Consider the following 25,859-nt stretch of genomic DNA (forward strand, 5'->3'; position numbering starts at 1 on the left):
AATGACGAGCGAGCTCCATGCCGGGTATTCACCCCTGGTCTGTACAGACGCGGCAGTATTTCAAGGTGCACTGTGATTGACGCAGGTGATCGGGGGCTTCGGCCTTCCTTCGCTTTCTCCGGCGGCGCTGGCCGCCTTAACGCAGACTTCTAGGGTTTTTCATGACGCGCTACATATTCGTCACGGGCGGTGTTGTTTCTTCATTGGGGAAAGGCATTGCCTCGGCTTCCCTGGCGGCCATCCTGGAGGCGCGGGGGCTCAAGGTCACCATGCTCAAGCTGGACCCGTACATCAACGTCGACCCGGGCACCATGAGCCCGTTCCAGCACGGCGAAGTGTTCGTGACCCACGACGGCGCCGAGACCGACCTTGACCTGGGCCACTACGAGCGGTTCATCCGCACCACCATGACCCAGAACAACAACTTCACCACCGGCCGTGTCTACGAGCACGTCCTGCGCAAGGAGCGCCGGGGTGACTACCTGGGCGCCACCATCCAGGTCATTCCGCACATCACCGACGAGATCAAGCGTCGCATCATCAAGGGTGCCGGCGATGCCGATGTGGCCCTGGTCGAGATCGGCGGCACCGTGGGCGACATCGAGTCGCAGCCGTTCCTCGAGGCCATCCGCCAGCTGCGCGTCGAAGTCGGCTCCAAGCGTGCGATGCTCATGCACCTGACGCTGGTGCCGTACATCGCCACCGCCGGTGAGACCAAGACCAAGCCGACCCAGCACTCGGTCAAGGAGCTGCGCTCCATCGGCCTGCAGCCGGACGTGCTGATCTGCCGCTCCGACCACCCGGTCGATGCCTCCTCGCGCCGCAAGATCGCCTCGTTCACCAACGTCGAAGAGCGTGCGGTGATCTCCCTGGAAGACGTCGACACCATCTACAAGATCCCGGGCGTGCTGCATGCCCAGGGTCTGGATGACTTCGTCGTCGAGCGCTTCGGCCTGCAGTGCAATGGCGCCGACCTGTCCGAGTGGGACGAGGTGGTCGATGCCAAGCTCAACCCCGAGCACGAAGTGACCATCGCCATGGTCGGCAAGTACATGGAGCTGCTGGATGCGTACAAGTCGCTGATCGAGGCGATGAGCCACGCCGGTATCCAGAACCGCACCAAGGTCAATCTGCGCTACATCGATTCCGAAGACATCGAGAACCAGGGCACTGGCCTGCTCGAAGGCGCCGATGCCATCCTGGTGCCCGGCGGCTTCGGTCTGCGGGGTGTCGAGGGCAAGATCACGGCCGTCCAGTACGCCCGTGAGAACAAGGTGCCTTACCTGGGGATCTGCCTGGGCATGCAGGTGGCGGTCATCGAGTTCGCCCGTAACGTGATGGGCTGGAAGGACGCCAACTCCACCGAGTTCGACCGCGACAGCGGCCACCCAGTCGTCGGCCTGATCACCGAATGGTCCGACGCCACCGGCGCGGTGGAAACCCGCACCGAGACGTCCGACCTGGGTGGCACCATGCGCCTGGGCGCCCAGGAGTGCCAGATCGCCGGCAACTCCAAGGTCCACGACTGCTACGGCAAGGACGTGATCGTCGAGCGCCACCGTCACCGCTACGAGGTCAACAACAACCTGCTGCCGCAACTGATCGACGCCGGCCTGCTGGTCTCGGGTCGCTCCGGTGACGGCGCGCTGGTCGAAGTGGTCGAGTCCAAGGACCACCCCTGGTTCGTGGCCTGCCAGTTCCACCCGGAGTTCACCTCCACGCCACGCGACGGCCACCCGCTGTTCAGCGGTTTCGTCAAGGCTGCGCTGGCCCAGAAGCTCAAGGCCTGAGGGCTTGAGCGGTGCAGGGGTGTCGCCGGTTCGCGGTGCCCCTGACGCCAGGCCGTCACGCACAGGCGTGGCGGCACATTTTCCGACGGTATTCGCCACGCAGGACGCATTTCTCCGGTAGAGTACCGCCCGTTCCGCTTCCGGCCGCCAGGCCGCAAGCCGCCGTTGCCAGGCCTGCCCGTTGCCGATCGCCTGGCCAGTGGCCGATTTCCTCAGCTGCGTTGTTATTAGTCAATTTTGGAGTGCTTACAACAATGGCAAAAATCGTCGACATCAAAGGTCGTGAAGTTCTCGATTCGCGTGGCAACCCCACCGTGGAAGCCGATGTACTGCTCGACAACGGCATCGTTGGCAGCGCCTGCGCGCCGTCCGGTGCCTCCACCGGCTCGCGCGAAGCGCTGGAGCTGCGTGATGGCGACAAGAGCCGCTACCTGGGCAAGGGCGTGCTGAAGGCCGTGGCCAACATCAATGGCCCGATCCGTGACCTGTTGCTGGGCAAGGACCCGGCCGATCAGAAGGCGCTGGACCGCGCCATGATCGAGCTGGACGGCACCGAGAACAAGGCGACCCTGGGCGCCAACGCGATCCTCGCCGTGTCGCTGGCCGCCGCCAAGGCCGCCGCGCAGGACCAGGACCTGCCGCTGTACGCCCACATCGCCAACCTCAACGGCACGCCAGGCCAGTACTCCATGCCGGTGCCGATGATGAACATCATCAACGGTGGCGAGCATGCCGACAACAACGTCGACATCCAGGAGTTCATGGTGCAGCCGGTTGGCGCCAAGACCTTCTCCGACGCGCTGCGCATGGGCACCGAGATCTTCCATCACCTCAAGGCCGTGCTCAAGGCCCGTGGACTGAGCACTGCGGTCGGTGACGAAGGCGGCTTCGCGCCGGACCTGGCGTCCAACGAAGACGCCCTCGCCGCCATCGCCGAAGCCGTCAAGAACGCCGGCTACACCCTGGGCACCGACGTGACCCTGGCGCTGGACTGCGCGGCCTCCGAGTTCTACGAAGGCGGCAAGTACACCCTCTCCGGCGAGGGCAAGTCCTTCGACGCCGAAGGGTTCGCCGACTACCTCAAGGGCCTGACCGAGCGCTTCCCGATCATCTCGATCGAAGACGGCCTGGACGAGTCCGACTGGGCAGGCTGGAAGATCCTCACCGACAAGATCGGCGAGAAGGTCCAGCTGGTGGGTGACGACCTGTTCGTGACCAACACCAAGATCCTCAAGGAAGGCATCGACAAGGGCATCGGTAACTCGATCCTGATCAAGTTCAACCAGATCGGTTCGCTGACCGAGACCCTCGAAGCCATCCAGATGGCCAAGGCGGCCGGTTTCACCGCGGTCATCTCGCACCGCTCGGGTGAAACCGAAGACTCGACCATCGCCGACCTGGCCGTCGGTACCGCTGCAGGTCAGATCAAGACCGGCTCGCTGTGCCGTTCCGACCGCGTGTCCAAGTACAACCAGCTGCTGCGTATCGAAGAACAGCTGGGCGCCAAGGCCGCCTATCACGGTCGTGCCGAGTTTCGCGGCTGAGCGATAGATGGTAAAAAGACAGCTGCCCAGGTGCTCTGAAGCGTCGCGCTGACGCGCCGAACCCTTCAGCTGGCGTTCTGTCGAAGAAGCCTGGCCTCGGCCAGGCTTCTTGCTGTCCGACGCACCGAAGCGCTGGCCTTTTCACTCCCGGATGACCCCTGATGCGCAGTCCCTATTGGTTGTTCCTGATCCTGCTCCTGCTGCTTGGAGGCTTGCAGTACCGCCTGTGGGTAGGCACTGGCAGCCTTGCGCAAGTCAAGGAGCTCACGCAGCAGATCGCTGACCAGCATGCCGAGAACGAGCGGCTGCTCGAGCGCAACCGTGTCCTGTACGCCGAGGTTCTGGAACTCAAGAAAGGCATGGAAACCGTCGAGGAGCGCGCGCGTCACGAGCTGGGCATGGTCAAGGAAGGGGAAACCCTGTACCAGTTGCCGAAATGAGCCAGCCCTTGCCTCGCTTCTGGGCCGTCGTGCCCGCCGCAGGGGTCGGTGCCCGCATGGCCGCCGATCGTCCCAAGCAATACCTGGCGGTGGCCGGGCGCACCGTGCTCGAACACACCCTGGCCTGTTTCCTCGAGCATCCCGCATTGTTGGGGGTGGTGGTCAGCCTGGCTAACGACGACCCTTACTGGCCGCACCTCCCTTGCGCGAATGACGGGCGCATTCGTCGTGCGCCAGGTGGGCGCGAACGGGCCGATTCGGTGCTTAACGCCTTGCAGGTGCTGCAGGCGCAAGGCGCTGGCGACGAGGACTGGGTGCTGGTCCACGATGCCGCACGGCCGAACCTGGCGCGCAGCGATTTGGACCGGCTGCTGTCGATGCTGGCTGACGATCCGGTCGGCGGCCTGCTCGCCGTGCCCGCGCGGGACACGCTCAAGTGTGCCGGCGCGGACGGGCGCGTCAGCGCGACCCTCGATCGCAGCACGGTCTGGCAAGCGTTCACGCCGCAGATGTTCCGATTGGGGACGCTGCACCGGGCGTTGGCCGACTGCCTGGTCGCCCAGGTCGCGGTGACCGACGAAGCCTCGGCGATCGAATGGTCGGGCCAGGCGCCGAGGCTGATCGAAGGCCGCGGCGACAACCTCAAGGTGACCCGTCCCGAGGACCTGGACTGGTTGCGCCGGCACTGGTCCACGCCTTCCTGAGCGCAGGTGGGTCGGGCGTCCTTGCGCTACGGGTTCAGTCGCCGCGGTACTGCGGCAGTTGCGCCAACCCTTCCTTGAGGTAGTCCACCAGACGCCTGACTTTCGGTGACAAGTGCCGCTGTTGCGGGTACAGCGCCCACACGGCGGTATTGGGCGGTTGGTGCGCCTCCAGCAAGGGCACCAGGGCACCGCTGTGCAGGTGCTCGAGGACGTAATAGTCCGGCAACTGACACAAGCCCATGCCCTGGAGCGCCGCATCCAGCACGGCCTGGCCGCTATTGCAGCGCCAGTTGCCCTGCACCCGCTGACTCAGCTCACGGCCATTCTGCTGCAGGTTCCACGCGTCCGAGCTGCCAATCAGGCAGTTGTGCCGGGCCAGTTCCGACAAGCTGTGCGGCCGACCGTAGCGCGCCAGGTAGGAGGGCGAGGCGCACACGTACATGCGCCGTGGCGCCAGGCGGGTCGCCACCAGTCGTGAGTCCTGCAGGCGGCCCAGGCGGATGGCCAGGTCCATGCCTTCGTGCAGCAGGTCCAGAGGGCGGTTGGTCAGTTCCACGTCCACGCGCAGTTGCGGGTAGAGCGCCATGAAACGCGTGACCAGGGGCACGATGAAGCGTTCGCCATAGGCCACGGCGCAGGTGGTGCGCAACAGGCCCTTCGGCTCGCTGGCCAGGTCGCCCATGGCGCGCAGCGCCTCTTCACGGCCGTCCTGCAAGCGTTGGCAATGGTGCAGGAAGGTCTGCCCGGCCTCGCTCAGGGTGACCCGTCGGGTGCTGCGGTAGAGCAGGCGCGTCTGCAGACGCTCCTCCAGACGAGCGATCTGGCGGCTGACATGGGACGACGACACACCCAGCCGCTCGGCAGCGGCCGTGAACTGGCCCGACTCGGCCACGGCGACGAATTCGTCGATACCTTCCCAGCGGCTGTGCATGGATTGTCCCTGTGCAGCAATAATGTTTTGTGCGTGACCCGATTATTCATCAAAACCTGATCAATTACACTCGGAGGCTGATTCGAGCCATTGTCTGGAGAGCATTGATGATCAAGTCCCGCGCCGCCGTCGCTTTCGAAGCGAAGAAACCCCTCGAGATCGTCGAAGTCGACGTGGCCATGCCCAAGGCCGGTGAAGTCCTGCTGCGCGTGGTGGCCTCGGGTGTGTGCCATACCGATGCCTACACCCTGTCGGGCGCCGACCCGGAAGGCATCTTCCCGTCGATCCTCGGCCACGAAGGTGGCGCGATCGTCGAGGCCGTGGGGGAGGGTGTGACCTCCGTGGCGGTCGGCGATCACGTCATTCCGCTGTACACCCCTGAATGCGGCCAGTGCAAGTTCTGCCGGTCCGGCAAGACCAACCTGTGCCAGGCCATCCGCGCCACCCAGGGCAAGGGCCTGATGCCGGACGGCACCACGCGCTTTTCCTACAAGGGCCAGCAGCTGTTCCATTACATGGGCACCTCGACCTTCTCCGAATACACCGTCCTGCCGGAAATCTCGGTGGCCAAGATCCAGAAGGACGCCCCGCTGGAGAAGGTGTGCCTGCTCGGATGCGGCGTGACCACCGGCATCGGCGCCGTGCTGAACACCGCCAAGGTCCAGCCGGGCGACACGGTGGCCGTCTTCGGCCTGGGCGGTATCGGCTTGTCGGCGATCATCGGTGCGGTCAAGGCCAAGGCCTCGCGCATCATCGCCATCGACATCAACCCGGCCAAGTTCGAGATCGCCAAACAGCTCGGCGCCACCGACTGCATCAACCCGAAGGACTACGACCGTCCGATCCAGGAGGTCATCGTCGACCTGACCGACGGCGGCGTCGACTTCTCCTTCGAGTGCATCGGCAACGTGCAACTGATGCGCGCGGCCCTGGAGTGCTGCCACAAAGGCTGGGGTGAGTCGGTGATCATCGGCGTCGCGGGCGCTGGTCAGGAAATCGCCACCCGGCCTTTCCAGCTGGTCACCGGTCGCGTCTGGCGCGGCTCGGCGTTCGGTGGCGTGCGCGGGCGCAGCGAGCTGCCCAGCTATGTCGAGATGTCGAAGAAAGGCGAGATTCCGTTGGACACCTTCATCACCCATACCATGGGCCTGGAGGACATCAACAAGGCCTTCGACCTGATGCACGAAGGCAAGAGCATCCGCAGCGTCATCCACTTCTGAGGTCTGCCATGAGCCTGGAGAACCTGTCCTGCCAGAAGAGCTTCGGTGGCTGGCACAAACGTTATCGTCACACCTCGCAGACACTGGGCTGCGAGATGGTCTTCGCCGTCTACCTGCCGCCTCAGGCCGAGCAGGGCGAGAAGCTGCCGGTGCTGTACTGGCTCAGCGGGCTGACCTGCACCGACGAGAACTTCATGCAGAAGGCCGGCGCCCTGGGCCTGGCGGCCGAGCTGGGGCTGATCATCGTCGCGCCCGACACCAGCCCGCGTGGCGACCAGGTGCCGGGCGACCCGGACGGCGCCTGGGACTTCGGCAAGGGGGCGGGGTTCTACCTCAACGCCACCCAGCAGCCATGGGCCCAGCACTACCGCATGCACGACTATGTGGTGAACGAGTTGCCGGCCTTGATCGAGGCGCACTTCCCGGCGTCCGACCAGCGCAGCATCAGCGGTCACTCCATGGGTGGGCATGGCGCGCTGGTCTGCGCCTTGCGCAACCCGGGGCGTTATCGCTCGGTTTCGGCGTTTTCGCCCATCAGCAATCCGATGGATTGCCCCTGGGGTGAAAAGGCCTTCTCGCGTTACCTGGGCGATGACCGTGCGCGCTGGCGCGAATGGGACGCCAGCGTGCTGCTGGCCGAAACGCCGGCCGACCAGTGCCCGGCGCTGCTGGTGGACCAGGGGGACCGTGACGACTTCCTCGACAACCAGCTCAAGCCGCAGGCGCTGGAGCAGGCCGCACGCAAGGGCGGTCATGCACTGACGCTGCGTCTGCAGCCAGGGTACGACCACAGCTACTACTTCATCGCCAGCTTCATCGACGAGCACTTGCGCCACCATGCGGTGGCGTTGGGGCGGGTCTGAGCCCGCTTCCCTGAGCGTGCTGTGCCCTCGAACGGCAGCGCGCCCAAGCGCTGCCAAAGCAGGTAGAATCACGCCCTGAATCCATCAGGGCGTTTTTCTATGCGTATTGGGCATGGCTACGATGTGCACCGCTTCACCGACGGTGCGTTCATTACCTTGGGCGGGTTGCAGATCGCCCACACCCGTGGCTTGCTGGCCCACTCCGATGGCGACGTGCTGCTGCATGCCTTGAGCGATGCGCTGCTCGGCGCTGCGGCGCTGGGCGACATCGGCCAGCATTTCCCGGACACCGACCCGCAGTTCAAGGGTGCCGACAGTCGCGTGCTGTTGCGGCACGTGGTGAGCATCGTGCGTGCCAAGGGCTGGAGCGTCGGCAACGTCGACGCCACCATCGTTGCCCAGGCACCGAAGATGGCGCCGCACATCGAGCGCATGCGCACCTTGATCGCCGAGGACCTGAACGTGCAGCTCGACCAGGTCAACGTCAAGGCCACCACCACCGAGAAGCTCGGTTTCACGGGCCGTGAGGAAGGTATCGCCGTGCATGCGGTCGCCTTGTTGCTGCCGGCATGAACGAACTGCAACTGCTGGGCCCCAGGGCCTATGGCGATGCCCTCGGCACGGCCGTGCTCAAGGCGGTGGCCGAGGACTTCCAGGTCGACGAAGTGCTCGACATCCCGTTGAGCGGCCAGGGCGAACACCTGTGGCTGTGGGTCGAGAAGCGTGACCTGAACACCGAAGAGGCCGCGCGCCGGCTGGCCCGCGCAGCGGGCGTTCCGCTGCGGGCCATCAGCTACGCCGGGCTCAAGGACCGTCAGGCCCTGACCCGCCAGTGGTTCAGCCTGCACCTGCCGGGCAAGGCCGACCCAGACCTGACCCGTGCCCAGGACGAGACCCTGCGCATCCTCGAGCAGACGCGCCACTCACGCAAGCTGCAGCGCGGCGCTCATTCGGCCAATGGCTTCACCCTGCGCCTGACCGCGCTCGCGGCCGACCACGCGGCCCTGGACGCGCGGCTGACGCAGATCGCCCGGCACGGGGTGCCCAACTACTTCGGTGCGCAGCGCTTCGGGCATGCCGGCGGCAACGTGCAGGATGCCCAGGCCTGGGCCGAGCGTGGCGCCTTGCCAGAGCAGCGCAACACCCGTTCGCGCCTGCTCTCCAGTGCACGCAGCTTCCTGTTCAACCAGGTGCTGGCCGAGCGCGTGCAGGCCGGCGACTGGCAGCGTGCGCTCGTGGGCGACCTGCTGGCGTTCACCGACAGCCGCAGCTTCTTCCCTGCCGACGCACACACCTGCGAAGACCCGCGCCTGGCGCTGCTCGACCTGCACCCGACCGGCCCGTTGTGGGGCGAAGGCGAGCCTGCCACCGAGGCTGCGCCCGGGGCTCGAGAGCGGGCGATCGGCGTGCAGCATGCGGCCCTCTGCCAGTGGCTGGCGAACGCCGGCCTGAAGCAGGAGCGTCGCATTCTGCGACTCCCTATTGGCGCGCTGGCGTGGCATTATCCCGAGCCTGATATCCTGCAACTGGAATTCGTCCTGCCGGCTGGATGCTTCGCCACCGTACTGGTGCGCGAGCTCGTCGATCTGCTGCCGGCAGGGCCTTTGGAAAGCCCATGCGTATTCTGATTTCCAACGATGACGGTGTCACCGCACCGGGCATCGCCGCGCTGCACGCGGCACTGGCCGACCATGCCGATTGCGTGGTCATCGCCCCGGACCAGGACAAGAGCGGTGCCGGCAGCTCGCTGACGCTGGATCGCCCCTTGCACCCCACGGTCCTGAGCAATGGCTTCATCAGCCTCAACGGCACGCCGACCGACTGCGTGCACCTGGGGCTCAACGGGCTGTTGCCGGAGACGCCGGACATGGTCGTCTCGGGGATCAACCTGGGCGCCAACCTGGGCGATGACGTGCTGTACTCGGGCACCGTGGCCGCAGCCCTGGAAGGGCGCTTTCTCGGCGGTACGTCATGGGCGTTCTCCCTGGTGTCGCGCCAGCCGGACAACCTGGCGACTGCGGCGCACATCGCTCGGCGGCTGATCGAGGCCCAGGCGCGCCTGCAACTGCCGCCGCGCACCGTGCTCAACGTCAACATCCCGAACCTGCCGCTCGACCGGATCCGTGGCCTCCAGCTCACCCGGCTGGGGCATCGCGCGCGCGCGGCGGCACCTACCAAGGTGGTCAACCCGCGTGGCAAGGAAGGGTACTGGATCGCCGTGGCAGGGGATGCCGAGGACGGGGGGCCGGGGACGGACTTCCATGCCGTGATGCAAGGCTACGTCTCGATCACCCCATTGCGCCTGGACAGAACCTTCAACGAGGCGTTCGAGTGCCTGAATGGCTGGCTGGAGGGGGTGCTGTGATGCGTCGGGAGAACGATCAGCACCATGGCATCGGCATGACCTCGCAGCGCACCCGCGAACGCTTGATCCAGCGGCTGTGCGAGGAGGGCGTGTCCAATCCCCGGGTGCTCGACGCGATCCGGCAGACGCCTCGGCACCTGTTCGTCGACGAGGCCCTGGCGCACCGGGCCTACGAAGACACCGCACTGCCCATCGGCCACAACCAGACCATCTCGCAGCCGTTCATGGTCGCGCACATGAGCGAGCTGCTGCTCGAAGCCGGCCCCTTGGACAAGGTGCTCGAAATCGGCACCGGCTCGGGCTACCAGACGGCCATTCTCGCGCAACTGGTCGAGCGCGTGTTCTCGGTCGAGCGCATCCAGAGCCTGCAGGACCGCGCCAAGGAGCGCCTGCAGCAGCTGACCCTGCGCAACGTGGTGTTTCGCTGGGGCGACGGCTGCGAGGGTTGGCCCGCGCTGGCGCCTTATAACGGCATCATCGTCACGGCAGTGGCGCCGCAGGTACCGCAGGCGCTGCTCGACCAGCTGGCGCCGGGTGGGCGGCTGGTGATCCCGGTCGGCATGGCCGGTGAGCCGCAGCAGCTGATGCTCATCGTGCGCGAGGACCACGGGTTTTCCCGGCGGGTGCTCGGCACGGTGCGCTTCGTGCCGTTGCTGAACGGCCCCCTGGCCTGAACCACGACGGATTTTTTGCACGGTCGACGAATTCCGCGGTCATTGCCCTGTCTATCAGGCGGTGACGCGACGATGCCGTCCAGCATGTTCTGCACGGGGCATCGCGGCAATTCGACTCGGCCATGGAAGACAACTTTGCGATCAAGATCGTCAGATGAGAGGAAGCGGCGGGTGGGGCATACAATCATTGAGCAGCGCAAGGCGTGGACCGGCAACCTGCTGTTGCCGATCGTATTGGCGCTGGGGGCTCTGCTGACCGGTTGCTCCAGTTCTGGCTCCAACAGCGCGAGCGTGGTCGACCGCAACGCCAGCGCTCCCAAGCGCCAGGCCGTGGCATCGGGGCAGTACAAGGTCCGGCCAGGCGACACCCTGTATTCCATCGCCTTCCGTTATGGCTGGGACTACAAGGAGCTGGCGGCGCGCAATGGCATTGGTGCGCCCTACACCATCCATCCCGGTCAGACCATCCGTTTCAGCAGCGGCTCCTCCGGCAGCACGACGGTCGTCTCGAGCCCGTCGTCGTCGAGCAAGACCACGGTGACGCGACGCGTGGTCGGCACCACGCCTGCCGTGGCCCAGACCACCACCACGACGGCCTCGGGCGGCAGCAGCACCACCGTGACGAAAGTTCCTGCGGCCGAGGTGTCGGCCGGGGGCTGGATGTGGCCTGCCAACGGGGTCATCATCGGCAAATTCGCTTCAAACGGCAGTTTGAATAAAGGCATTGATATCGCAGGTGATTTGGGACAGCCTGTTTTTGCTGCGTCCAATGGGTCAGTGGTGTACGCCGGTAGTGGATTGAGGGGCTACGGCGAACTGATCATCATCAAGCACAGCGATACCTACGTGAGTGCCTACGGTCACAACCGCAGGCTGTTGGTTCGGGAGGGGCAAACCGTCAAGGCAGGGCAGACGATCGCTGAAATGGGGTCCACGGGCGCTGATCGGGTAAAGCTGCACTTTGAAATTCGTCGTCAAGGTAAACCCGTCGATCCGCTCCAGTTTCTGCCACGCCGCTGATGAATGCATCCAGCCTGTTCTTGCGTAAAGGGACAGGCTCAAGCGCTGCCAGGGAAAAAGGTGACGCTCGAGTCTGAGTTCGAACTCAGCAAAGGACTATAACAATGGCTCTCAGCAAAGAAGTGCCGGAGTTTGACATCGACAACGACCTGCTCATCATGGAAGCGGACGTCGTGTTGGAAACGGAAGAGGTGTCGGACGAACCTGCTGCTTCCCCGGTTCGGACAAAGGCCAGGCAAGGCGCTTCACCCAAACAGCACAAGTACATCGACTATACGCGCGCGCTCGATGCCACCCAGCTGTACCTCAACGAAATCGGTTTCTCGCCCCTGCTGTCGCCCGAGGAAGAGGTGCACTTTGCACGTCTGTCGCAGAAAGGCGATCCGGCAGGGCGCAAACGCATGATCGAAAGCAACCTGCGCCTGGTGGTGAAGATCGCTCGCCGCTATGTGAACCGTGGGTTGTCGCTGCTGGACCTGATCGAAGAGGGCAATCTCGGTCTGATCCGTGCGGTGGAAAAGTTCGATCCGGAGCGGGGGTTCCGGTTCTCCACCTACGCCACGTGGTGGATCCGCCAGACCATCGAACGCGCCATCATGAACCAGACGCGCACCATTCGTCTGCCGATTCATGTGGTCAAGGAGCTCAACGTCTACCTGCGGGCAGCACGCGAGCTGACCCAGAAGCTCGACCACGAACCGTCGCCGGAAGAGATCGCCGCGCTGCTGGAAAAACCGGTGGCCGAGGTCAAGCGCATGCTCGGGTTGAACGAGCGCGTGTCGTCGGTGGACGTTTCCCTGGGGCCTGACTCGGACAAGACCCTGCTCGACACGCTGACCGACGACCGCCCCACCGACCCGTTCGAGCTGCTGCAGGACGACGACCTCTCCCAGAGCATCGACCAATGGCTGGGCGAGCTGACCGACAAGCAGCGTGAAGTGGTGATTCGGCGGTTCGGCCTGCGGGGGCATGAAAGCAGCACCCTGGAAGACGTCGGCCTGGAGATTGGTCTGACGCGCGAGCGGGTACGGCAGATCCAGGTCGAAGGCCTCAAGCGCCTGCGCGAGATCCTGGAAAAGAACGGGCTTTCCAGCGAATCGTTGTTCCGTTAGGCCGCCCCTGCGCCATGCCGTCCAGCAGGGCGGTCGACGGGCGCTCGGGCATATCAGGACAAGGTCAATGGGCGTTCCCGAACGGCCGCCCTGGCACGTGTGATGGAGCATTCCATCACCCTGGCCAGGGCGGCTTTTTCATGCCTGAAACGAAGTGCGTCATGGGCCATGCCCAGGCCTGGCCGCTGCCCGAGACCCAAGCGGCGCCTACAGTGTCCGTAGTACGACTTCCTATGTAGGAGATTGCTCACAGGTACAGTAAGCAAACAGCGTGAGCCACGGTAAACAGTTGTCGATTCTCAAAGACGAAATCTTTCAACTCACTGATCTATAAAGGGTTTTATAACTGAAACATGTGTTTCGGCTGAATTGATTTGAGAGATCTTGCCCTTGTCTGGCGTACGGAAACCGCTAGTATTCGAACTGTGCCCACGGACGCGGCACGGTCATCAAGGACGATGATCAGGACATCGCAGGACGCGGTTCATCAGGACGATGACAGGGAATACAGGGACCAAGGACGAAAAGTGGGCGGGCAACCGCCCCTTTTTTTTGCGCTCGAAAAAGCGTGGAAGGCGACGCGGCCCTGGGGCAGGGCCTGGCGCCAGCCTCAACGCGCAAGGCGATGAGGCCCCCGAAGGTCATGCGCGTGGCATCAACGCTCCAGGAACTGGATCTTGCCCGCCGTGCCATCGAATTCCTTGGCTTCCGGCAGTTCGTCCTTCTTCTCAGTGATATTCGGCCAGATCTCCGCCAACTCGGCGTTCAGCTCGATGAAGTTCTCCATGCCAGCCGGGATCTCGTCTTCCGAGAAGATGGCTTGAGCCGGGCATTCCGGTTCGCACAGCGCACAGTCGATGCATTCGTCTGGATGAATGACCAGGAAGTTCGGACCTTCGTAGAAGCAGTCCACCGGGCAGACCTCTACACAGTCGGTGTACTTGCACTTGATGCAGTTGTCGGTGACGACGAAGGTCATTTCTAATTTTCTCCTCAGGCAACGGCAGCGTACCCCCGATACAGGGCAGCGCGGTTCGCGAAAGAGGCCACACGTCAGGCTGGGCGTGTGGCGCTGGCGAACCGCGCGGGATTCTAACAGCTTGTTACGGCACGCGTTATAACAGGTTCTTAAGTTGATATAGCGTTTCGATCGCTTGGCGCGGCGTCATGTTGTCCAGATCCAGGCCACCGAGCCGGTCCATGGCCGGGTGCGGCAGGCTGGCGAACAGATCGCTCTGATGGGGCGCTGCCGTTGGATGCGGCGCTGCCAGAGGAGGTTCCTGCGGCAGACTGGCGGTCTCCAGTCGGCCCAGGTGTTCTCTGGCCCGTGCGATGACCGCGCCGGGGACACCGGCCAGTTGCGCCACGGCCAGGCCATAGCTCTGGCTCGCCGGCCCCGGCAGGACGTGGTGCAGGAACACGATGCGCTCATTGTGCTCGGTGGCCTTCAAATGCACGTTGGCCACCAGCGGCTGGCTGTCCGGCAGGACCGTCAGTTCGAAATAGTGCGTGGCGAACAGCGTGTAGGCGCGCAGTTCGGCCAGGCGCTCGGCAGCGGCCCAGGCCAGCGACAGGCCGTCGAAGGTGCTGGTGCCGCGGCCGACTTCGTCCATCAGCACCAGGCTGCGATCGGTGGCGTTGTGCAGGATGTTGGCGGTTTCGCTCATCTCGACCATGAAGGTCGAACGGCCACCGGCCAGGTCGTCGCTGGAGCCGATCCGGGTGAAGATCCGATCGACCAGCGACAGCTCGCAACGGACGGCCGGCACGAAACTGCCGATGTGCGCCATGAGCACGATCAGCGCGGTCTGGCGCATGTACGTGGATTTACCGCCCATGTTCGGGCCGGTGATGATCAGCATCCGCGTGCTGTCGTCCAGCGTCAGGTCGTTGGCCACGAACGGCGTGGTCAGCACCTGTTCGACGACCGGGTGACGGCCTTGCTCGATGCGCAGGCACGGCGTCTCGACGAACTGCGGGCAGTTCAGGTCGAGGGTCAGGGCGCGTTCGGCCAGGTTGCTCAGCACGTCGAGCTCGGCCAGTGCCGCCGCGGTGTCCTGCAGCGGCGCCAGGTGACCGATCAGGGTTTCCAGCAGCGCGTCGTAGAGCATCTTCTCGCGCGCCAGCGCTCGGCTCTTGGCCGACAGCGCCTTGTCCTCGAACGCCTTGAGCTCCGGGGTGATGAAGCGCTCGGCGCCCTTGAGCGTCTGGCGCCGGATGTAATCGCCGGGGGCCTGTTCGGCCTGGCGGGTCGGCAGCTCGATGTAGTAGCCGTGGACCCGGTTGTAGCCCACCTTCAGGTTGGACAGACCGGTGCGGGCACGCTCGCGGGTTTCCAGGTCGATCAGGAACTGGCCGGCGTTCTCGCTCATCGACAGCAGCTCGTCCAGCTCGGCATCGTAGCCGAGCTTGAGCACGCCGCCGTCGCGGATCACCGCTGGCGGGTTGTCGATGATCGCGCGCTCGAGCAGATTGGCCAGTTCAGGGTAGGTACCGGCGATGGCAGCCAGGCGCGCCAGGTGCGGCGCTTCCAGTTCGGCCATGGCGTTGTGCAGCTCGGGCAGGGCGGCCAACGCGTCGCGCAGGCGGGCCAGGTCCCGCGGGCGGGCGTTGCGCAGGCCGATGCGGGCCAGGATGCGCTCGATGTCGCCGATGTCCTTGAGCTGCGGCTGGAGCTTCTCGAAGCGATAACCGTCGAGCAGGCAGCGGATCGAGCCCTGGCGTGCCTGCAGGATTTTCAGGTCGCGCAGAGGGCGGTTCAGCCAGCGGGTCAGCAGGCGGCTGCCCATGGCGGTCTGGCAACGGTCGATCACCGATTGCAGCGTGTTGTCACGGCCGCCGGCCAGGTTGACGTCCAGTTCCAGGTTGCGTCGGCTGGCGCCGTCGAGGATGACCGTGTCGTCGAGGCGCTCGTGGCGCAGGCTGCGCAGGTGCGGCAGCGCGGTACGCTGGGTTTCCTTGGCATAGGCCAGAAGGCAACCGGCCGCACCGATGGCCAGGGTCAGCTTGTGGCAGCCGAAGCCCTTGAGGTCCTGGGTTGCGAACTGCTGGCACAGGCTCTTGCGCGCGGTATCGCGGTCGAAGTCCCACGGTGCCCGGCGCCGGCAGCCACGGCGTTTCTCCGCCGGCAGGCCCTGGGGCCAGTCGTCGGGGATCAGCAGCTCGACCGGGTTGATGCGCTCCAGTTCGGCCAGCAGGTTTTCCCAGCCCTTGAGCTCCTGCACGGTGAAGTTGCCGCTGGTGATGTCCAGTACCGCCAGGCCGAACAGGCGCTCATCGCCCAGCACGGCCGCGATCAGGTTGTCGCGGCGCTCGTCGAGCAGGGCCTCGTCGCTGATGGTGCCGGGGGTGATGATGCGTACCACCTGGCGCTCGACCGGGCCCTTGCTGGTGGCCGGGTCGCCGATCTGCTCGCAGATGACCACCGACTCGCCGAGCTTGACCAGCTTGGCCAGGTAGCCCTCGGCGGAGTGGAACGGGATGCCGCACATCGGGATCGATTGCCCGGCGGACTGGCCGCGGGCGGTCAGGGTGATGTCCAGCAGCTTGGCCGCACGCTTGGCGTCTTCGTAGAAGATCTCGTAGAAGTCGCCCATGCGGTAGAACATCAACTGGTCTGGATGCTGGTTCTTGAGCTTCCAGTACTGCTGCATCATCGGGGTATGGTGAGAAAGGTCGGACATTCGAGGCCTTGAAACGGTGCGTCGATTAGACAAAAGCGGATCGGCCAATACTACAGGGTTTCTCCGGGCGATGCCGCCTCCGGCTCGCCTGGCCGATGCCTGGGCAGGGCGCCATCGGTGCTAAGGTGAGTGTTCTCACACAAGGATCCGCCATGACCGACATCACCGCCTTGTCCCAGCATCTGGGTGAACATCTGACCCGTCTCGGTGCCCAAGTAAGCACGGCTGAATCGTGTACGGGCGGCGGCATCGCCGAGGCCATCACCCGTGTCGCAGGCAGCTCTGCCTGGTTCGAAGCCGGTTATGTGACGTATTCGAACCGGCAGAAGACCGCGCAGCTGGGCGTACCCGAGGCCTTGTTCGACACCGTGGGCGCAGTCAGCCAGGCGGTCGTCGAGGCGATGGCGCGAGGTGCCCAGGCCGGCAGCGGCGCACGTTTCAGCGTGGCGGTCAGTGGTGTGGCCGGCCCGGGCGGTGGTTCGCCCGCCAAGCCCGTGGGCACCGTCTGGCTGGCCTGGGCGGACGGCGAACGGGTGCACAGCGTCAGGCACCAGTTCGACGGTGACCGCCAGGCGGTGCGTGAACAGACCGTGGCAGCGGCGCTCCAAGGGCTGTTACGTCTTGGTGCAGAGTAAATTGCAGACAGGGGTAGGCGGAAGCCTCACCCTGTGGAATAATACTGTCTACTTATACAGGTATTGAGGCCGTCAGGGCCTTGTCGATCACGTGAGGATTTCAATGGACGACAACAAGAAGCGCGCCTTGGCTGCGGCCCTGGGTCAGATCGAACGTCAGTTTGGCAAAGGCGCCGTCATGCGCATGGGCGACCATGAGCGCCAGGCCATTCCGGCCATCTCCACCGGCTCGCTCGGGCTGGACATCGCACTGGGCATCGGCGGCCTGCCGAAGGGCCGTATCGTGGAAATCTACGGGCCGGAATCGTCGGGCAAGACGACCCTGACCCTGTCAGTCATCGCCCAAGCCCAGAAGAGCGGCGCCACCTGCGCCTTCGTCGACGCCGAGCACGCGCTCGATCCCGAGTACGCGGGCAAGCTGGGCGTCAACGTCGACGACCTGCTGGTCTCGCAGCCGGACACCGGCGAGCAGGCCCTGGAAATCACCGACATGCTGGTGCGTTCCAACGCCGTCGACGTGATCATCGTCGACTCCGTGGCCGCGCTGGTGCCCAAGGCCGAGATCGAAGGCGAGATGGGCGACATGCACGTCGGCCTGCAGGCGCGACTGATGTCCCAGGCGCTGCGCAAGATCACCGGTAACATCAAGAACGCCAACTGCCTGGTCATCTTCATCAACCAGATCCGCATGAAGATCGGCGTGATGTTCGGCAGCCCGGAAACCACCACCGGTGGTAACGCGCTGAAGTTCTACGCCTCCGTGCGTCTCGACATCCGCCGTACTGGCGCGGTGAAAGAGGGTGACGAAGTCGTGGGCAGCGAAACCCGCGTCAAGATCGTCAAGAACAAGGTCGCTCCACCGTTCCGCCAGGCCGAGTTCCAGATCCTCTACGGCAAGGGCATCTACCGCAACGGCGAGATCATCGACCTGGGCGTGGCCAACGGGTTTGTGGAGAAGTCCGGCGCCTGGTACAGCTACAAGGGCAGCAAGATCGGCCAGGGCAAGGCGAACGCCGCCAAGTACCTGCAAGAGAACGAGGCCGCTGGCGCCGAGCTCGACAAGCTGATCCGCGACAAGCTGCTCAACGTGGGTGCCGTCGAAGCAGCAGGCAAGGCAGCGGCTGCCGAAGCCAGTGCCGATGACGTCGCCGACGCCGACACCGGCAACTGATCGGCCCATGTCCGCCGTACTCGATACCCCCGTCGCGGTGCGGCGGACGGCCATGGACCTGCTCGCGCGACGTGAGCATGGGCGTGTCGAGCTGACACGCAAGCTGCGCCAGCGCGGTGCTTCGGATGAGCTGATCGAGCCTGCGCTCGATCGGCTGGCCGAAGAAGGATTGCTGAGCGAAGCGCGCTACCTCGAACACTTCATCTCCTACCGAGCCAACGCTGGCTATGGTCCTGCACGGATTCGCGAGGACCTGGGTCAGCGTGGCCTGGATCGAGGTGACGTGGAACAGGCCCTGCGCGACAGCGGTGTCGATTGGGCGGCGCGGTTGCGCGACGTCTGGCAGCGCAAGTTCGCAGGAGAGCAGCCTACCGAGCCCAAGCGCCGGGCTCAGCAGATGCGCTTTCTGGCGTACCGCGGCTTTCCCATGGACATGATCGGTCGTCTGCTCAGCGGACGGGACCTGGACGACTGATCGATCCACCCTGTCCGCAGGTCAGCGGAGCAGGGCAATGGGCCTGTTGAGTCGCGAAGCGACACGGTTCAGACCCCTTCCACGCGGCTTACTTCTTCTTGCCACCGGCGCAGGTCGCGGCGTTGAACACTTGCTGATCCACAGGACGGTTGGTCTTGTATTCAGTGAAGTCGTAGCGCAGCACGGCGCCTTTGGCCATCAACTGACGAAAGCCGGTGTTGCGGCAGACGCTGGCGCCGAGCTGGTCGCGCACCTTGTCCGGATTGGAGCGCATTTCGGCCGCATGGCTGGCCCGTACGCTCAAGTGGTTGATCAGCTGGTTGCCCTCGACGGTGTAGCCCTGGTCGAGGATGTCTTCATTGATGGCGCGCGGCGTACCGACGCTGCTTTCCTGGGCGACCTTGTGCAGCATCTGGGAGAGCTCGTACTCCTGCTTGGACGCAGCTTCGGCGGCCAGGGGCAACGCGAGCGCCAGGCTCAGGGTCGGGACAATAAGGCGTAGCATGCATCTCTCCTGTTCGTTGACTGGCGCTTTGACAGGTGTCACGCCAGGGTGTTCCGTGCTGACGGTCTGGAGTATACAAGCCGGCGCAGCGGATCGCTCGTGCGGCGCGGCAAGCCGTCGACCTCTGGTAGACTGTCGTCTCGTTCACCGCTTCCGAGCCTTTCCCGTGTTCATCACCGCTCCCTCACAGGTCGCTCAGCCATGAGCCACGCTGTCGCCCGACTGCGCGCCGAGCGCCTGGCCCGCAGCAGCAAACCGTTCATCGCACGTGGTTCACGCGCGCCGCGCTGCGCCGAATGCCGTGTCATCCACAGCCATTGTCTGTGCCAATGGACGCCGCGCGTGGGCGCCACCGCAGGCATGTGCCTGATCATGCACGACACCGAGCCATTGAAGCCAAGCAACACCGGCTGGCTGATCGCCGACGTGATCGAGAACACCTCGGCCTTCGGCTGGCAACGCACCGACGTCGACGAGCGCCTGCTGGCACTGCTCGACCAGCCGCAGTGGCAGCCCTACATTGTCTTCCCCGGCGAATTCGTGGCGCTCGAACGCGTGGTGACCGAGGTGAGCACAACGCCAGGCAAGCGGCCGCTGTTCATCCTGCTCGACGCCACCTGGACCGAAGCGCGCAAGATGTTCCGCAAGAGCCCGTACCTGGAACGCTTCCCGGTGCTGAGCCTGGAGGCCGAGCAGATGTCGCGCTATCGGCTGCGACGCTCGAAGCGCGACGACCATTTCTGCACGGCCGAGGTGGCGGCCATGTGCCTGGAACTGGCAGGCGATACGCAGGCCGCCCAGGCGTTGGACGCCTACCTGGACGTCTTCAGCACGCATTACCTGAGCGCCAAGCACCATAGGCCGATCGACCCACAGGATGCGGCGCACCAGCAACTGAGCGCGTTCCTCTGACCGGTTCGCACGCCCCACGGCCGGCTTTGGCTTGACCGCCTCGGGCGCGCTGGGCATGCTTGGCGCCGCTCCCCGACGCGCGTGGCTCAGGCCACTCGACCTGCCACCCGTACCGTGCGTCACGCACCGATTCGCCCGCCCGCTGCGCGATGCCGCTGCAGGCACACCACAGGATCCATGAACCGATGGCCACCTACGACATCCTGATAGCCGACGATCACCCGCTGTTCCGTAGCGCGTTGCGCCAAGCCGTGACCTTGGGCCTGGGGCCTGATGTGCGCCTGGTCGAGGTGGCGAGCATCGCCGAACTCGAAACGCACCTGGCGGAAAAGGCCGATTGGGACCTGGTGCTGCTGGACCTGAACATGCCCGGTGCCTATGGTTTCTCCGGGCTGGTGCTGTTGCGCGGGCAGTATCCGCAGATTCCCGTGGTGATGGTCTCCGCCCAGGAAGAGGCCGCCGTGGTGGTCAAGTCCCGTGAGTTCGGGGCCAGCGGGTTCATCCCCAAGTCCAGTACCCTCGACGTGATCCAGAACGCCGTGCAGCAGGTGCTGGACGGCGATGCCTGGTGGCCTCCCCAGGCGTTCGACAAGGTCGATGTGTCCCCCGAGGCCAAGGCGGCCAGTGAAGGGCTGGCGAGCCTCACGCCCCAGCAGTTCCGCGTGTTGACCATGGTCTGCGAAGGCCTGCTCAACAAGCAGATCGCCTATGAGTTGAACGTGTCGGAGGCCACCATCAAGGCCCATGTCACGGCGATCTTCCGCAAGCTGGGCGTGCGTACACGGACCCAGGCGGCCTTGCTGCTGCAACAACTGGAATCAGTCGCCGCTCATTGAAGCGTCGACAGGCGTCCTTTCTCGGTCGTGTCCGCAGTAGAATGCGGACCCTTTCACGGTACAGTATGTCTTCATGTCGCCATTCAAAGGCCGCACGGGCCTGAAACGCATCGTCAACGCCGCAGGCTATTCCTTGGACGGCCTGCGCGCCGCCTTTCTGGGCGAGGCCGCCTTTCGCCAGCTCGTCCTGCTCAACGTCATTCTGGTGCCGCTGGCGTTCTGGCTACCGGTGAGCCGCGCCGAGCGTGCGATCCTGGTCGCCGTCTGCCTGTTGGGGCTGATCGTGGAGCTGCTCAATTCTGCCGTGGAAGCGGCGATCGATCGGATTTCGCTGGACCGTCATCCGCTGTCGAAGAACGCCAAGGACATGGGCAGTGCCGCGCAGCTGGTGGCGCTGACGGCGATCGCCCTGGTCTGGGGCATCATTCTGCTCTGAGGCTCACGCGATCGACGGCAGCACGATCTCGTCGCTGCGCTGTACGCCGGCGGTGAAGGTGCGGCACAGTTCGAGGAACTCGCGCATGGCCGAGGTCTGGTATTTTTGCTTGTGCCAGATGAAGTAGAACTGCCGGGCCAGGTCCAGCTCCGGGGTTTCGACGGGCACCAGGCTGCCCCGCCGGAAGGCGTCGCGCAGGGCCAGCCGGGAGATGCAACCGATCCCCAGCCCTGACTCCACGGCGCGCTTGATGGCTTCGGTGTGTTCCAGTTCCAGACGGATGTCGAGGTGGGCGCGGTGGTGACGCATCGCCTGATCGAAGGTCAGTCGCGTTCCGGAGCCCTGTTCGCGCAAGATCCAGGCTTCACGGCACAGGATGTCCAGGCTGGCCTTGCCGACGCTGGCCAGGGGGTGCTGCGGGGCGCAGAACACCACCAGCTCATCCGCCACCCAGGGTTGCACCTCGAGGTCGGGGTGATTGCAGTCACCCTCGATCAGCCCCAGGTCGATCTCGTAGTGAGCCACCTGCTGCACGATGTGGGCCGTGTTCTGGACGTGCAGCTTGACCTGACTTTCCGGGTGGCCCTGCATGAAGCTGCCGATCAGCAAGGTCGCCAGGTAGTTGCCGATGGTCAGTGTGGCGCCGACCGACAAGGCACCGAAGCCGGACCTGCCACCCAGCAGGTCTTCGATCTCCTTGGCCTGGTCGAGCAGGGCGACGGCCTGTGGCAGGAGTTGATGCCCCAGAGCATTGAGGCTCAGGCGCTTGCCCGCGCGATCGAACAGCTGGCAGCTGGTCTGTCGCTCCAGTTCGGTGATGGAGGTACTGGCCGCCGACTGGGACAGCGCCAGCAGCCCGGCCGCCCGAGAGACGCTCTGGTGCTGCGCGACGGCGACGAAGACTTGCAGTTGACGAAGCGTGAATCGCATATCTATATAACCAATAACATATATCTTGATAATTGATTTTCCAGATATTCTCGCTGCCACTACACTAGCGCGCAAGAGCGCTGTGACCGGCGTTGCGTCTTTTTTCAGGAGCCCCATCGATGAGCAACATGAACCACGAACGTGTCCTCAGTGTGCACCACTGGAACGACACCCTGTTCAGCTTCAAGTGCACCCGCGACCCGGGGCTGCGCTTCGAGAACGGTCAGTTCGTGATGATCGGCCTGCAGCAGGACAGCGGCCGTCCGCTCATGCGTGCCTACTCGATCGCCTCGCCGAACTGGGAAGAGCACCTGGAGTTCTTCAGCATCAAGGTACCGGATGGCCCGCTGACCTCGCAGCTGCAGCACCTCAAGGAAGGCGATGAGATCATCATCAGCAAGAAGCCTACCGGCACCCTGGTGCTCGACGACCTGAACCCTGGCAAGCACTTGTACCTGCTGAGCACCGGGACCGGCCTGGCGCCGTTCATGAGCGTCATCCAGGACCCTGAGACCTACGAGCGCTTCGAGAAGGTGATCCTGGTCCATGGCGTGCGCTACGTGAACGAAGTCGCCTACCGCGAGTTCATCACCGAGCACCTGCCGCAGAACGAGTTCTTCGGCGATGCCGTGCGCGAGAAGCTGATCTACTACCCCACCGTGACCCGCGAGCCGTTCGAGAACCAGGGCCGCCTGACCGACCTGATGCGCAGCGGCAAGCTGTTCAGCGACATCGGCCTGCCGCCGATCAACCCGCAGGACGACCGCGCGATGATCTGCGGCAGCCCGAGCATGCTCGACGAGACCAGCGAAGTGCTCGACAGCTTCGGCCTGAAGGTGTCCGCTCGCATGCGCGATCCAGGCGACTACCTGATCGAGCGTGCCTTCGTCGAGAAGTGATGCCAGCCGTCAGCAGGCCGGCCTCGTTTGAATTTGGCAGGCCTGCTGGCGGTGCGCTGAAGCTACCGCCCCCATCGCGGGCAAGCCCGCTCCCACAGGGTGGCCAGTCGAGGCGCTGACGGCAGGCAGTTGCCTGGAATGAGGGCCAGTGGGAGCTGGCTTGCCAGCGATGACGCCCGGTCAAGCGCCGCCTGCAGCACGGCATGGTCAGCGCTCGAAACGATCACGGCCCGCTATCGCGCTCCAAACCCAACACCACGATGCGACCCGGCTCCGGGTAATGCCAGCGCACCTGCACGTCCCAGAACTTCACCCCGTAGACACGCTCGGCAGGCGGCTTCTGGTAGGCCGGGCGTGGGTCCTGCGCCAGGCACTGTTCGATCAGGGCCATCAGCGGTTCGCCCAGGCGCAAGCCGTGCTGCTGGGCGTGGTCCAGCGCCGCGCTGTGCCACTCGACCGCAATGCGCGGCGGCGCCTCGCTGGCCATGTGATTGCAGGCACCGGCAACGCTGTCGGCGTAAGGCACGTAGGGCTTGATGTCCAGCACGGGCGTGCCGTCCAGCAGGTCGATCCCGGACAGCCACAGCCGCCCCGGTTCCACCGCGTCCAGCCTGACCACCGATTGTCCGATGCCATTGGGCCGGTGCGTGGCGCGGGTGGCGAACACGCCCATGCTCTTGTTGCCGCCCAGCCGAGGCGGACGCACTTTCAGGCGTGGGGTGTCTTCCAGCGCCTGGTGGAACAGGAACAGCAGCCAGACGTGGCTGACCTGCTCCAGGCCCGCCACGGCCTCGCCGTTGTCGAAGGGCGGGATCAGCTCCAGCACGCCACGGGCAGCAGGCGCCAGGTGCGGCTGACGCGGGATGGCGAACTTCTCCTTGAAGCAGGACCGCACGTACCCCACGGGCGAGACGCTGTGGTGCATGGGGTCAGCCACGCACGCGCAGGGTCAGGCCCTTGAGGAAGTTGCGCAACAGCTGGTCACCGCACGGGCGATAGTTGTCGTGGCCGACCTTGCGGAACAGCGCGCTGAGCTCCGGCTTGGACACGGGAAAATTCACTGACTTGAGCACGGCGTGCAGGTCGTCCTCCTTGAGCTCGAACGCCACGCGCAGCTTCTTGAGCACCGTGTTGTTGGTCACCGGCAGCTCGAGCGGCTGGGGCGGGCGGCTGTCGTCGCGGCCGCGGCGGTGCGTCACCAGGCCGTCGAGAAAGTGCGCCATGACGGTGTCCGGGCACTGCGCGAAGCCCGCTTCCTCTTCCTTCTTGAGGTAGCCGGCCACCTGGGCGGTGGACAGCGTCAGGCCAGACAGCGCGAAGACCTTGACCATCTGCGCATCGTTGGCTTTGATCATGTAGCGCACGCTGCGCAGTACATCGTTGTGATTCATGGGGAAATCCTGTTCAGGCGCCGCACCGCGGTACGGCCTTCGATACTAGAAACGTTCGTGGCTGCCGACATACCGCCATTGCCCGACCGGCAGCTTGCCCATGGGCACCCCCCCGAGGCGAATGCGCCGCAGGCTGAGGATTTCGAGCTTCAGCGCGCTGCACAGCTCACCGATCGTGTCAGGCTGCGGGGCCTTGACCACCAGGCGCAGGTGGGTCTCGTTCTGCCAGCTGGCCTTGGCCTTGGGCAGCTCGCGGCCGTCGCGGACCATGCCGCGCGCCAGGCGCTCCAGGGCCTGGGGCGTGGCCGAGCCACGCACTTCGATGATGTATTCCTGTTCCAGCTTGCGCAGGTCGGCCTCGATCTTGCGCTTGGTGCGCCAGTCCTGGGTGAACACCTGCAGGCCGCTGGCTCCAGGGGGCAGGGCGGCCACGCACTCCTGTCGTGCGAAGTGACCGTGCAGCGGGCGAAGGTCGCTCGGCTGCGTGGTGCCCAGGCTGGCCATGGTGATGCTGGCGCGTGCCTCCTCGAGCCACTGCCCGGCAGGCTGGTTCAGCAACAGGGTGACCGGTGCCAGAGGTTCGGCCTTGGCACCCGGGAGCAATTCGACGCGTTGCTGGTCGATCTTGAATTGCGGTTGCTCGATGACCACGCCATCGACCGTGACCCAGCCCCCTTCGATGAACAGTTCGGCCTCGCGGCGGGAGCAGCCGAGCTGCGCGATGAGGCATTTGGAGAGACGAACGGGTTCACTCATGGTCGGTGTTTCGCAAGACAGGAAATAAGACCGGCATTGTACCTGCCCGAGGCCGTTCGATGGCCGCTATCTGCGCCGCGCCTATCGATCGGGCAGACGCAGGTGCAGGAGCGGGTAGGGCTGGTCGAGGCCGTCGGTCTCGGCGCGGCCCGTGACCTCGAAGCCGTGCCGTCGATAGAAGGCCAGGGCCCGGGGATTCTGTTCGTTGACATCCAGCGTGCGCACGCCCAGGACTTCGACGGCATGCGTGAGCAGGCGTGTGCCGATGCCCTGACCGTGGTGCGTCGGGGCGACGAACAGCATGTCCAGGCGCTGCTGCGCCACACCGGCGAAACCCACGAACCGGCCGTCCTGGTCCTTGCAGCCCACCAGCGTGACGGCCGGCAGGTACTTGGGCAGCACGTGATCGCGCAGGATCAGCAGGTAATATTCGGGCAAGAAGTCATGGGTGGCGCGAACGGAAGCCTCCCAGAGCTGCATGAGGGCTGGGTGGTCCGCCTCGGAAGGCGTGTCGAGCGTCAGCATGCGGTGCGTCCTTCGGTGTGCGCAGGCCGCTTGCGCAGAGCG

Annotated in this window: 28 protein-coding genes; 19 read left to right on the forward strand and 9 right to left on the reverse strand. The window is 64.9% G+C overall.

Annotated features, from left to right (window positions below; translation table 11 throughout):
- Positions 1–161 precede the first annotated feature (161 nt).
- From G7Z99_RS11690 to ispD, 4 genes are all read left to right on the forward strand, one after another.
- Complete coding sequence (locus tag G7Z99_RS11690; protein ID WP_181093968.1) at positions 162–1,790, forward strand: CTP synthase; 1,629 nt, start codon at positions 162–164, stop codon at positions 1,788–1,790.
- Between the two features lie 254 nt (positions 1,791–2,044).
- Complete coding sequence (eno, locus tag G7Z99_RS11695) at positions 2,045–3,334, forward strand: phosphopyruvate hydratase (RefSeq protein WP_181093970.1); 1,290 nt, start codon at positions 2,045–2,047, stop codon at positions 3,332–3,334.
- Positions 3,335–3,495: 161 nt separating this feature from the next.
- The gene (ftsB, locus tag G7Z99_RS11700; RefSeq protein ID WP_060392860.1) at positions 3,496–3,774 is read left to right on the forward strand and encodes a cell division protein FtsB; all 279 of its coding nucleotides are present in this window, start codon (positions 3,496–3,498) and stop codon (positions 3,772–3,774) included.
- A complete protein-coding gene (ispD, locus tag G7Z99_RS11705) occupies positions 3,771–4,478 on the forward strand; it encodes a 2-C-methyl-D-erythritol 4-phosphate cytidylyltransferase (protein ID WP_181093972.1) in 708 nt (235 codons plus the stop codon). Before ftsB ends, ispD begins: the two co-directional genes overlap by 4 nt.
- Before the next feature lie 34 nt (positions 4,479–4,512).
- Here the strand turns inward: ispD and G7Z99_RS11710 are convergent, their stop codons facing one another.
- Positions 4,513–5,409, reverse strand: coding sequence for a LysR substrate-binding domain-containing protein (locus G7Z99_RS11710; RefSeq protein WP_181093975.1), 897 nt, complete (start codon positions 5,407–5,409; stop codon positions 4,513–4,515).
- A 107-nt stretch (positions 5,410–5,516) separates the two neighbouring features.
- Between G7Z99_RS11710 and G7Z99_RS11715 the strand changes: the two genes are divergently transcribed.
- The 8 genes from G7Z99_RS11715 to rpoS all read left to right on the forward strand — a co-directional run bounded on the left by G7Z99_RS11715 (position 5,517) and on the right by rpoS (position 12,663).
- Positions 5,517–6,629: an S-(hydroxymethyl)glutathione dehydrogenase/class III alcohol dehydrogenase gene (locus G7Z99_RS11715; RefSeq protein WP_181093977.1), complete on the forward strand. Its 1,113-nt coding sequence runs from the start codon at positions 5,517–5,519 to the stop codon at positions 6,627–6,629.
- A gap of 8 nt (positions 6,630–6,637) precedes the next feature.
- Positions 6,638–7,492: an S-formylglutathione hydrolase gene (fghA, locus tag G7Z99_RS11720; RefSeq protein WP_181093980.1), complete on the forward strand. Its 855-nt coding sequence runs from the start codon at positions 6,638–6,640 to the stop codon at positions 7,490–7,492.
- 99 nt (positions 7,493–7,591) lie between these two features.
- The gene (ispF, locus tag G7Z99_RS11725; RefSeq protein WP_181093982.1) at positions 7,592–8,065 is read left to right on the forward strand and encodes a 2-C-methyl-D-erythritol 2,4-cyclodiphosphate synthase; all 474 of its coding nucleotides are present in this window, start codon (positions 7,592–7,594) and stop codon (positions 8,063–8,065) included.
- Positions 8,062–9,120: a tRNA pseudouridine(13) synthase TruD gene (gene truD / locus G7Z99_RS11730; RefSeq protein ID WP_181093984.1), complete on the forward strand. Its 1,059-nt coding sequence runs from the start codon at positions 8,062–8,064 to the stop codon at positions 9,118–9,120. The genes ispF and truD overlap by 4 nt, the downstream gene beginning before the upstream one ends.
- Positions 9,108–9,857: a 5'/3'-nucleotidase SurE gene (surE, locus tag G7Z99_RS11735; RefSeq protein WP_181093986.1), complete on the forward strand. Its 750-nt coding sequence runs from the start codon at positions 9,108–9,110 to the stop codon at positions 9,855–9,857. The genes truD and surE overlap by 13 nt, the downstream gene beginning before the upstream one ends.
- 35 nt (positions 9,858–9,892) lie before the next feature.
- The gene (locus tag G7Z99_RS11740; RefSeq protein WP_181094087.1) at positions 9,893–10,531 is read left to right on the forward strand and encodes a protein-L-isoaspartate(D-aspartate) O-methyltransferase; all 639 of its coding nucleotides are present in this window, start codon (positions 9,893–9,895) and stop codon (positions 10,529–10,531) included.
- Positions 10,532–10,702: 171 nt separating this feature from the next.
- Positions 10,703–11,551 (forward strand): peptidoglycan DD-metalloendopeptidase family protein, encoded by an 849-nt coding sequence (locus G7Z99_RS11745; RefSeq protein ID WP_181093988.1) that lies wholly within the window; start codon positions 10,703–10,705, stop codon positions 11,549–11,551.
- Between the two features lie 104 nt (positions 11,552–11,655).
- Entirely contained in the window at positions 11,656–12,663 is a 1,008-nt protein-coding gene (gene rpoS / locus G7Z99_RS11750) for an RNA polymerase sigma factor RpoS (protein WP_181093990.1), read from the forward strand.
- Positions 12,664–13,318: 655 nt separating this feature from the next.
- On the opposite strand, the gene fdxA is transcribed toward rpoS, so the two are convergent.
- A complete protein-coding gene (fdxA, locus tag G7Z99_RS11755; protein ID WP_181093992.1) occupies positions 13,319–13,642 on the reverse strand; it encodes a ferredoxin FdxA in 324 nt (107 codons plus the stop codon).
- 136 nt (positions 13,643–13,778) lie between these two features.
- Positions 13,779–16,346 (reverse strand): DNA mismatch repair protein MutS, encoded by a 2,568-nt coding sequence (mutS, locus tag G7Z99_RS11760; protein WP_181093994.1) that lies wholly within the window; start codon positions 16,344–16,346, stop codon positions 13,779–13,781.
- A 152-nt stretch (positions 16,347–16,498) separates the two neighbouring features.
- Between mutS and G7Z99_RS11765 the strand changes: the two genes are divergently transcribed.
- From G7Z99_RS11765 to recX, 3 genes are all read left to right on the forward strand, one after another.
- The gene (locus G7Z99_RS11765; protein ID WP_181093996.1) at positions 16,499–16,981 is read left to right on the forward strand and encodes a CinA family protein; all 483 of its coding nucleotides are present in this window, start codon (positions 16,499–16,501) and stop codon (positions 16,979–16,981) included.
- A gap of 103 nt (positions 16,982–17,084) precedes the next feature.
- Positions 17,085–18,152, forward strand: a complete 1,068-nt coding sequence (gene recA / locus G7Z99_RS11770) for a recombinase RecA (protein WP_181093998.1) — start codon at positions 17,085–17,087, stop codon at positions 18,150–18,152.
- Positions 18,153–18,159: 7 nt separating this feature from the next.
- Entirely contained in the window at positions 18,160–18,627 is a 468-nt protein-coding gene (recX, locus tag G7Z99_RS11775; protein ID WP_181094000.1) for a recombination regulator RecX, read from the forward strand.
- Positions 18,628–18,715: 88 nt separating this feature from the next.
- On the opposite strand, the gene G7Z99_RS11780 is transcribed toward recX, so the two are convergent.
- The gene (locus G7Z99_RS11780; RefSeq protein WP_181094001.1) at positions 18,716–19,132 is read right to left on the reverse strand and encodes a quorum-sensing-regulated virulence factor family protein; all 417 of its coding nucleotides are present in this window, start codon (positions 19,130–19,132) and stop codon (positions 18,716–18,718) included.
- Between the two features lie 201 nt (positions 19,133–19,333).
- Between G7Z99_RS11780 and G7Z99_RS11785 the strand changes: the two genes are divergently transcribed.
- The 3 genes from G7Z99_RS11785 (at position 19,334) to G7Z99_RS11795 (ending at position 21,316) form a co-directional block, all read left to right on the forward strand.
- A complete protein-coding gene (locus tag G7Z99_RS11785) occupies positions 19,334–20,044 on the forward strand; it encodes a tRNA-uridine aminocarboxypropyltransferase (RefSeq protein ID WP_181094003.1) in 711 nt (236 codons plus the stop codon).
- A gap of 185 nt (positions 20,045–20,229) precedes the next feature.
- Positions 20,230–20,880: a response regulator transcription factor ErdR gene (erdR, locus tag G7Z99_RS11790; RefSeq protein ID WP_181094005.1), complete on the forward strand. Its 651-nt coding sequence runs from the start codon at positions 20,230–20,232 to the stop codon at positions 20,878–20,880.
- Between the two features lie 73 nt (positions 20,881–20,953).
- Entirely contained in the window at positions 20,954–21,316 is a 363-nt protein-coding gene (locus tag G7Z99_RS11795) for a diacylglycerol kinase (protein ID WP_181094007.1), read from the forward strand.
- A 3-nt stretch (positions 21,317–21,319) separates the two neighbouring features.
- Here the strand turns inward: G7Z99_RS11795 and G7Z99_RS11800 are convergent, their stop codons facing one another.
- Complete coding sequence (locus G7Z99_RS11800) at positions 21,320–22,246, reverse strand: LysR family transcriptional regulator (protein ID WP_181094009.1); 927 nt, start codon at positions 22,244–22,246, stop codon at positions 21,320–21,322.
- A 119-nt stretch (positions 22,247–22,365) separates the two neighbouring features.
- Here G7Z99_RS11800 and fpr point away from each other — a divergent pair, with 119 nt between their 5' ends.
- A complete protein-coding gene (gene fpr / locus G7Z99_RS11805; protein ID WP_181094011.1) occupies positions 22,366–23,145 on the forward strand; it encodes a ferredoxin-NADP reductase in 780 nt (259 codons plus the stop codon).
- Positions 23,146–23,368: 223 nt separating this feature from the next.
- Here the strand turns inward: fpr and tsaA are convergent, their stop codons facing one another.
- The 4 genes from tsaA to G7Z99_RS11825 form a co-directional block, all read right to left on the reverse strand.
- A complete protein-coding gene (tsaA, locus tag G7Z99_RS11810) occupies positions 23,369–24,070 on the reverse strand; it encodes a tRNA (N6-threonylcarbamoyladenosine(37)-N6)-methyltransferase TrmO (protein WP_181094013.1) in 702 nt (233 codons plus the stop codon).
- 4 nt (positions 24,071–24,074) lie between these two features.
- A complete protein-coding gene (locus tag G7Z99_RS11815; protein WP_181094015.1) occupies positions 24,075–24,536 on the reverse strand; it encodes a YehS family protein in 462 nt (153 codons plus the stop codon).
- 45 nt (positions 24,537–24,581) lie between these two features.
- Positions 24,582–25,292, reverse strand: a complete 711-nt coding sequence (locus G7Z99_RS11820; protein WP_181094017.1) for an rRNA pseudouridine synthase — start codon at positions 25,290–25,292, stop codon at positions 24,582–24,584.
- A gap of 81 nt (positions 25,293–25,373) precedes the next feature.
- Positions 25,374–25,817, reverse strand: a complete 444-nt coding sequence (locus tag G7Z99_RS11825) for a GNAT family N-acetyltransferase (protein WP_181094019.1) — start codon at positions 25,815–25,817, stop codon at positions 25,374–25,376.
- Positions 25,818–25,859: the final 42 nt, after the last annotated feature.

Source organism: Pseudomonas entomophila (assembly GCF_013523165.1).
In the GTDB taxonomy this organism is placed as follows: Bacteria; Pseudomonadota; Gammaproteobacteria; order Pseudomonadales; family Pseudomonadaceae; genus Aquipseudomonas; species Aquipseudomonas entomophila_A.

Excerpts from the sequence above, each read along its gene's own strand:
- G7Z99_RS11690 (WP_181093968.1), top strand. The coding sequence starts at position 162 with ATGACGCGCTACATATTCGTCACGGGCGGTGTTGTTTCTTCATTGGGG.
- eno (WP_181093970.1), top strand. The coding sequence starts at position 2,045 with ATGGCAAAAATCGTCGACATCAAAGGTCGTGAAGTTCTCGATTCGCGT.
- ftsB (WP_060392860.1), top strand. The coding sequence starts at position 3,496 with ATGCGCAGTCCCTATTGGTTGTTCCTGATCCTGCTCCTGCTGCTTGGA.
- ispD (WP_181093972.1), top strand. The coding sequence starts at position 3,771 with ATGAGCCAGCCCTTGCCTCGCTTCTGGGCCGTCGTGCCCGCCGCAGGG.
- G7Z99_RS11710 (WP_181093975.1), bottom strand. The coding sequence starts at position 5,409 with ATGCACAGCCGCTGGGAAGGTATCGACGAATTCGTCGCCGTGGCCGAG.
- G7Z99_RS11715 (WP_181093977.1), top strand. The coding sequence starts at position 5,517 with ATGATCAAGTCCCGCGCCGCCGTCGCTTTCGAAGCGAAGAAACCCCTC.
- fghA (WP_181093980.1), top strand. The coding sequence starts at position 6,638 with ATGAGCCTGGAGAACCTGTCCTGCCAGAAGAGCTTCGGTGGCTGGCAC.
- ispF (WP_181093982.1), top strand. The coding sequence starts at position 7,592 with ATGCGTATTGGGCATGGCTACGATGTGCACCGCTTCACCGACGGTGCG.
- truD (WP_181093984.1), top strand. The coding sequence starts at position 8,062 with ATGAACGAACTGCAACTGCTGGGCCCCAGGGCCTATGGCGATGCCCTC.
- surE (WP_181093986.1), top strand. The coding sequence starts at position 9,108 with ATGCGTATTCTGATTTCCAACGATGACGGTGTCACCGCACCGGGCATC.
- G7Z99_RS11740 (WP_181094087.1), top strand. The coding sequence starts at position 9,893 with ATGACCTCGCAGCGCACCCGCGAACGCTTGATCCAGCGGCTGTGCGAG.
- rpoS (WP_181093990.1), top strand. The coding sequence starts at position 11,656 with ATGGCTCTCAGCAAAGAAGTGCCGGAGTTTGACATCGACAACGACCTG.
- fdxA (WP_181093992.1), bottom strand. The coding sequence starts at position 13,642 with ATGACCTTCGTCGTCACCGACAACTGCATCAAGTGCAAGTACACCGAC.
- mutS (WP_181093994.1), bottom strand. The coding sequence starts at position 16,346 with ATGTCCGACCTTTCTCACCATACCCCGATGATGCAGCAGTACTGGAAG.
- G7Z99_RS11765 (WP_181093996.1), top strand. The coding sequence starts at position 16,499 with ATGACCGACATCACCGCCTTGTCCCAGCATCTGGGTGAACATCTGACC.
- recA (WP_181093998.1), top strand. The coding sequence starts at position 17,085 with ATGGACGACAACAAGAAGCGCGCCTTGGCTGCGGCCCTGGGTCAGATC.
- recX (WP_181094000.1), top strand. The coding sequence starts at position 18,160 with ATGTCCGCCGTACTCGATACCCCCGTCGCGGTGCGGCGGACGGCCATG.
- G7Z99_RS11780 (WP_181094001.1), bottom strand. The coding sequence starts at position 19,132 with ATGCTACGCCTTATTGTCCCGACCCTGAGCCTGGCGCTCGCGTTGCCC.
- G7Z99_RS11785 (WP_181094003.1), top strand. The coding sequence starts at position 19,334 with ATGAGCCACGCTGTCGCCCGACTGCGCGCCGAGCGCCTGGCCCGCAGC.
- erdR (WP_181094005.1), top strand. The coding sequence starts at position 20,230 with ATGGCCACCTACGACATCCTGATAGCCGACGATCACCCGCTGTTCCGT.
- G7Z99_RS11795 (WP_181094007.1), top strand. The coding sequence starts at position 20,954 with ATGTCGCCATTCAAAGGCCGCACGGGCCTGAAACGCATCGTCAACGCC.
- G7Z99_RS11800 (WP_181094009.1), bottom strand. The coding sequence starts at position 22,246 with ATGCGATTCACGCTTCGTCAACTGCAAGTCTTCGTCGCCGTCGCGCAG.
- fpr (WP_181094011.1), top strand. The coding sequence starts at position 22,366 with ATGAGCAACATGAACCACGAACGTGTCCTCAGTGTGCACCACTGGAAC.
- tsaA (WP_181094013.1), bottom strand. The coding sequence starts at position 24,070 with ATGCACCACAGCGTCTCGCCCGTGGGGTACGTGCGGTCCTGCTTCAAG.
- G7Z99_RS11815 (WP_181094015.1), bottom strand. The coding sequence starts at position 24,536 with ATGAATCACAACGATGTACTGCGCAGCGTGCGCTACATGATCAAAGCC.
- G7Z99_RS11820 (WP_181094017.1), bottom strand. The coding sequence starts at position 25,292 with ATGAGTGAACCCGTTCGTCTCTCCAAATGCCTCATCGCGCAGCTCGGC.
- G7Z99_RS11825 (WP_181094019.1), bottom strand. The coding sequence starts at position 25,817 with ATGCTGACGCTCGACACGCCTTCCGAGGCGGACCACCCAGCCCTCATG.